Annotated in this window: 7 protein-coding genes; 4 read left to right on the top strand and 3 right to left on the bottom strand. The window is 67.9% G+C overall.

The window, feature by feature from the left end:
- Positions 1 to 376 (bottom strand): acyl-CoA dehydrogenase family protein (locus QOC69_RS19505; RefSeq protein ID WP_526442572.1); only part of this gene is annotated, 376 nt, incomplete at its 3' end.
- Positions 377 to 478: 102 nt separating this feature from the next.
- Here QOC69_RS19505 and QOC69_RS19500 point away from each other — a divergent pair.
- The gene (locus QOC69_RS19500) at positions 479 to 1,204 is read left to right on the top strand and encodes a VIT1/CCC1 transporter family protein (RefSeq protein ID WP_526442570.1); all 726 of its coding nucleotides are present in this window, start codon (positions 479 to 481) and stop codon (positions 1,202 to 1,204) included.
- A 4-nt stretch (positions 1,205 to 1,208) separates the two neighbouring features.
- On the opposite strand, the gene QOC69_RS19495 is transcribed toward QOC69_RS19500, so the two are convergent.
- Both QOC69_RS19495 and QOC69_RS19490 read right to left on the bottom strand, forming a co-directional pair.
- The gene (locus QOC69_RS19495) at positions 1,209 to 2,411 is read right to left on the bottom strand and encodes an MFS transporter (protein ID WP_526442568.1); all 1,203 of its coding nucleotides are present in this window, start codon (positions 2,409 to 2,411) and stop codon (positions 1,209 to 1,211) included.
- Between the two features lie 38 nt (positions 2,412 to 2,449).
- The gene (locus QOC69_RS19490; RefSeq protein ID WP_526442566.1) at positions 2,450 to 2,896 is read right to left on the bottom strand and encodes a MarR family winged helix-turn-helix transcriptional regulator; all 447 of its coding nucleotides are present in this window, start codon (positions 2,894 to 2,896) and stop codon (positions 2,450 to 2,452) included.
- A gap of 185 nt (positions 2,897 to 3,081) precedes the next feature.
- Between QOC69_RS19490 and QOC69_RS19485 the strand changes: the two genes are divergently transcribed.
- The 3 genes from QOC69_RS19485 to QOC69_RS19475 all read left to right on the top strand — a co-directional run.
- Complete coding sequence (locus QOC69_RS19485) at positions 3,082 to 3,291, top strand: hypothetical protein (protein WP_526442564.1); 210 nt, start codon at positions 3,082 to 3,084, stop codon at positions 3,289 to 3,291.
- A 30-nt stretch (positions 3,292 to 3,321) separates the two neighbouring features.
- Positions 3,322 to 4,746 (top strand): nuclease/transposase family protein, encoded by a 1,425-nt coding sequence (locus QOC69_RS19480; RefSeq protein WP_526442562.1) that lies wholly within the window; start codon positions 3,322 to 3,324, stop codon positions 4,744 to 4,746.
- Between the two features lie 37 nt (positions 4,747 to 4,783).
- A partial coding sequence (locus QOC69_RS19475) for a YybS family protein (protein ID WP_526442560.1) occupies positions 4,784 to 5,436 on the top strand: 653 nt, incomplete at its 3' end.

The following is a 5,436-nucleotide window of genomic DNA, read 5'->3' as shown; positions in this document are numbered from 1 at the left end:
CGAGGTCGATGATCCGCTGCACGTAGGCCTCGTGGTGGCGTTCGGTGCCGAGGTTCTCGATGGCCCCGCCGAACAGTCCCCACTGCACGCCCGCCTTGACCATCAGCGACAGGTCGGACATCGCCAGCATCTCGATCATCGTGACCGCGGCGCCGACGTTGCCGTTGCCGCCGTGCTCCTTGCGGAAGCCGTCGTCGGCGGCACCGGCGGCGGCGATGATCTTCAGCTGTTCCAGGGCTTTGGTCCGCGCGATCACCGTGTTGGGGGTGTAGTGCGGCCGGAAGACTTCGTTCGACATCTGCTGTCGCGACCGCTCCTTGGCGTCGTGCCAACGGCCGTCCAGCGTCTTGCACAGATGCTCCGCGGTGGTGGTCATGACTTGACGGTATCCCGCCACGGGACTGCTGAAACTGTGATGTGGCAAACCCAGGGCATCCTGAGTGACCGTGCGAATTCGGGCAGGCGTTCAATCGTGACCATGACCGAGCCGGACAGTCCAAAGCAGGGGCTGCCCCACCAAATCGACCACCGGCACGCCGACGTGACGGGTGGCTGGCTGCGCGCCGCGACCTTCGGCGCGATGGATGGATTGGTGAGCAACACCGCACTGATCGCCGGTGTGGCGGCCAGCGCGAGCACGCAAGCCATCATCCTGGCAGGCGTCGCCGGGCTACTGGCCGGCGCGTTCTCGATGGCGCTGGGGGAGTACACCTCGGTCACGACGGCCAACGAACAACTCGATTCCGAGGTTCGCGTCGAGCGCCGCTCGTTCCGCCGGTATCCAGACGAGGAGCGGGCCGAGTTGGTGATGATGCTGATGAACATGGGGCTGACCGAGGACACCGCCACCAAGGCCACCGACGAGATCCACCGCGACGAGACCCGTGCGCTGAACTTCCATCTGGTTCAGGAGCTGGGCGTCGATCCCAGCGACAAGCCGTCGCCGTGGGTCGCGGCCGGTTCGTCATTCCTGATGTTCGCCATCGGCGCCGTCGTCCCGCTCATCCCGTACCTGCTCGGCCACGAGTCGCTGTGGCTGGGCTTGGCGTCCGGTGGGGCTGGCCTGCTCATCGCGGGCGGGGTGGCCGCGCGCTTCACCCGAAAGTCGTTGTGGCTGGGAGCCTTGCGGCAGTTGGCGTTCGGTGCGGTCGCGATCGGCGCCACCTACGTTGTCGGCACCCTGATCGGTACCGCCATCAACTAGCAGGTCAGCTGTCGCTGCCGACGGTGAGTGCGGTGGCCTCGTCGGTGAGTTCGTCCTCCGCGTCGTCGATGTGAGTCAGGTGCCGCCGCGTGGCGACCAGGACGCCCGCGCCAAGCAGCACGGCTGCGGCGCCGACCCAGAACGGCAGGTGCGCGTTGAACGTCTCGCCAAGCACGCCGGCCAGCCACGGGGCGACGGCGCCGCCGCCGAATCGCAGGAAGCTGTAGGCCGCCGACGCCACCCCGCGTTCCACGGGGGCCGCCTTCATCACGGTCTCGGTGATGAGCGTGTTGTTGATGCCGATGAACAGGCCGGCCACCACGACGCACGTGGCCAGCAGCGCCTTGCTGTCGGTGCCGATTGCCATCACGGCGAGAAGCAGGGAGAACGCGAGCAGGTTGAGGATCAGCACCCGCACGGTGCCGAACCGGTGCTGCAGGCGCGGCGCGGCCACCACCGACGTGAAGGCCAGCGCCAGGCCCCAGCCGAAGAAGATGAGTCCGATCTGATGAGCGCTCATGTCCAACGGGAACGGCGTAAACGCCAGCAGGGTGAAGAAGCCAAAGTTGTACAGCAGCGCAGTGATTCCGACCCCGAGCAGCCCGCGGTGCTTGAGCGCGCGAAGTGGTTCGGCGAGGCCGGTGGCGCGTGCGGCTGGCGGCGTCGGGGGCAACAGGAAGACGGTGACCACCAGGGCAATGGCCATCAGGGCCGAGACACCGAAGAACGGTCCTCGCCACGAGATCGAGCCGAGAACTCCGCCGACCAGAGGACCGACGGCGATCCCGAGTCCCAGCGCGGCCTCGTACAGGATGATGGCCTGGGCCACAGAACCGCGGGCGGAGTTGACGATGGTGGCCAACGCGGTCGCGATGAACAGCGCGTTCCCCAGACCCCACAGCGCGCGCCATCCGACGATGCCCATCACCGTGTCGGACATGCCTGCGAGTCCCGCGCCGGCGATGATGATCACCAGGCCGATGAGAAGGGTCCGTTTCGGCCCGATGCGGCTGGCGACGACGCCCGTGATCAACATCGCCACACCCATCACGGCCATGTAGCTGGTGAACAGCAGGGACACCTGGGACGGGGACGCGTCGAGGTTGTCGGCGATCGGTTTGAGGATCGGGTCGACCAGACCGATGCCCATGAAGGCGATGACCGATGCGAACGCGACCGCCCAGACGGCCTTGGGTTGGCGCCACATGGGGCGGTTTCTCCTCTAGTTGTCGTCGATGGTGGGGATCAGTGATGCCGCTGCGCGTCGTCGAGAAGACTGCGCATGACCCGTACCGCGTCGGCGAGGGCCTGACGGTCGGCGTCGCCGAGGCGTTCCAGATACGGATCGATCACCGCACCTCGGTCGGCGCGGACACCGGCGAGCACGGCCACGCCCTTCGGGGTGATGCTGATCAGGACGGCCCTGGCGTCGGCTGGATCGGTGGTCCGCGAGACGAGGCCGGCGAGCTCGAGGCGCCGGACCTGGGTGGTCATGGTCGGTTGCGAGCAGTGATCGAGTGCGGCCAGGTCGGAGATTCGTGCGGCGTCCTGGTCCTCGATCATCGACAGCAGGCGGGCTTGCGCGTAGGGCAGTTTCATCCGCACCCGCTGGGTGGCCAGCCGGTTGATTCTGGCCACCACGGACAGCAGATCCGCCGCCAGCGCTGTGTCGGTCGCCGGGGGTGTAGTCATGTAACCATGTTTACATAGAAATCCTATGTAGACCAAGACGGCAAGCAGTGTCCATGCTCACAGGCTGCTGAGAGGGTTTGCAGCTGGTCGTCAGATGGTGAGCGGTAGTGATTGATACCGCACGGAAGTGAGTGGTGCTTCGTGGTGCGGCAGGTATGTCGGTGGTGGCGGTCAGGATGTGGTGCATGGGTGAGCGTGCTCCACTAGGTCGGGTCAGTGCGCCGGTGGTGGCCGGGCCGCCGTCGGGGGTGCGGATCCGGACCCGGATTCACCTGACGGAGGCGGAGATTGCGGCGGTGAGCGCGGTCGGGTCGTTCCTGGGTGGGGTGTATCGGGTCGAGCTGGCTGGGCGGGTGCGCCTGGGCGCGCTGGATCGGGCCGCTCGCGCGAGGTGACGGGCAGAGCGTAAGCAGGCGGTCACCACAGTGTCGTCGTCGCGCTGGGCGGGGGCGATCACCCGCGGGGTGGAGGACCAGTACCAGCTCGGGATGCGTTCTTTGGGCGCTCATGTCGGCGATCTGCGGCGGGCCGTGGAGGTGTTGGAGGCGCGGTGCGCACTGCGCCCCGGGGAATCGGCACCGGCGGGTGCCGGGGATCGTGGTGACCGGGGTCGTCGGCGTCACGGTTACCGATCAGCGAACGAACGATTCGCCAAGACCCGCCGGCTGGCGGTGTTGCGGTCCCGACTGGCCGCCGCCGACGCGGCGTTGACCGCGGGCCGTCCGTCGATCACGGTAGGGGGGAAACGCCTGTGGCACAACCGCCATCACCTCAACAAGGCTCAGCTTTCGGTCGACCAGTGGCGGGCCCGCTGGGATGCGGCCCGGATGTTCCTGACCGCTGACGGGGAGACCGGCAAGGCCGGCGGCAATGAAACCATCCGGGTCGATGAGGCCGGCCGGTTGCGGATCAAGGTGCCGACTGCGCTGACCGCCGAGTTCGGGTCGCATCTGCAGATCGCGGCACCGGTGCGGTTCGCACACCGCGGCCAGGAGTGGTCCGAGCGGGTCGCGGGGCGCCGGGCGGTGCGCTACGACATCAGCTACGATGCAGCCCGCGACCGCTGGTATCTGGACGCCTCCTGGGCCCACGACGTAATCGCCGAGCAGCCATCGCTCGACGCGCTCCGGACCGGCCAGGTGCTGGGGGTTGATCTGAACGCCGATCACCTCGCCTGCTGCATGCTCGACGCCGCCGGGAACCCTGTCGGGGCTCCCTTCTCGATCCCCGTCGAGACGGCGGGTCTGCCCGCATCCCGGCGGGATGGGCGGGTCCGAGCGGCGATCACCGCCCTGCTCGACCTGAGCGTCCAACAGAACTGCTCGGCGGTGGTGGTGGAGAATCTCGACTTCGCGGACGCCCGCGCTACGGGCCGCGAAACGATGGGTCGCGGTGCTCGGGGGAAGCGGTTCCGCCGCACCGTGGCCGGTATCCCCACCGCCGGGTTCCGCACCCGGCTGACTGCGATGGCGCATCGTCGGGGGATCGCGGTGATCGGGGTGGACGCGGCCTACACCAGCAGATGGGGTGCCCAGCACTGGGCGAAACCCCTACAACAACAGACTTCCGAACCGGTCACCCGGCATCACGCCGCGGCGGCCGCGATCGGCAGACGTGGCCTCGGCATGGCGATCAGGCGACGGCCGGCAGGACCCCGTAACGGACAGAGGACCGCTACGGGCACACCACCGGCCAGGCGTGATGACCAACACAGCCACGTGGGTAGGCACGGCAGTTCCGGCCCACCGCCACACACACGATGCGTGCTGGTCCACCGGAGAACCCCCGCCACCCGCGGCCAACACCGTTCGGGCCGCAACCGAGCAGAACCCACTACTGCTCAGTCATGAGGAACGGTTCTTGGGATTGGACTGGCAGAATCGTGAGATGGGTGTGACCGGCGCGGGCGAAACTCGTCATGCCGGTTCGTTGCACCCGGCCGAGCTCGCCCACGCCGCCGTCATGGCCGCCCTGTCCGCGGCCACCGCGATCGTCGCCGTGGTCGTTCCGTTCGCCGCGGGCCTGTCCGTCCTCGGCACCGTCCCGATGGGTCTGCTCGCCTACCGGTACCGCTTGCGGGTGCTGATCGCCGCGACCGTCGCAGGCGGCGTCATCGCGTTCCTCATCGCTGGGATGGGCGGATTCATGACGGTCGTCGACTGCGCCTACATCGGCGGGCTCACCGGCATCGTCAAGCGCCGTGGGCGGGGCGCTCCGACGGCGTTCGCCGCGGGGGTGGTGGCAGGCGGGGTGTTCGGTCTGGTCGGCATGGCCGCACTGCTGGTCCTTTCGCGCTTGCGCAACCTCGTCTTCGATTCGATGACGGCCAACATCAATGGAGTCGCCGCGATACTCAACCGCATCCCCGGCCTGGAACTCGTCGCCGAACGGCTCAAGAGCGACTTCGCGACGATGCTCGACTACTGGCCGGTGCTGATCGTCGCCTCGTCGGTGTTCAGCATCACCATGGTGACCATGATCGGCTGGTGGGCGCTGTCGCGTGTGCTGGCCCGCCTGCTCGGCGTTCCCGACGTGCACAA

The sequence above is a fragment of the Mycobacterium sp. genome (assembly GCF_032162105.1).
Lineage (GTDB): Bacteria > Actinomycetota > Actinomycetes > Mycobacteriales > Mycobacteriaceae > Mycobacterium.
Note: the sequence above shows the minus strand (reverse complement) of the source record. Positions and strands in the feature narration are given on the sequence as shown.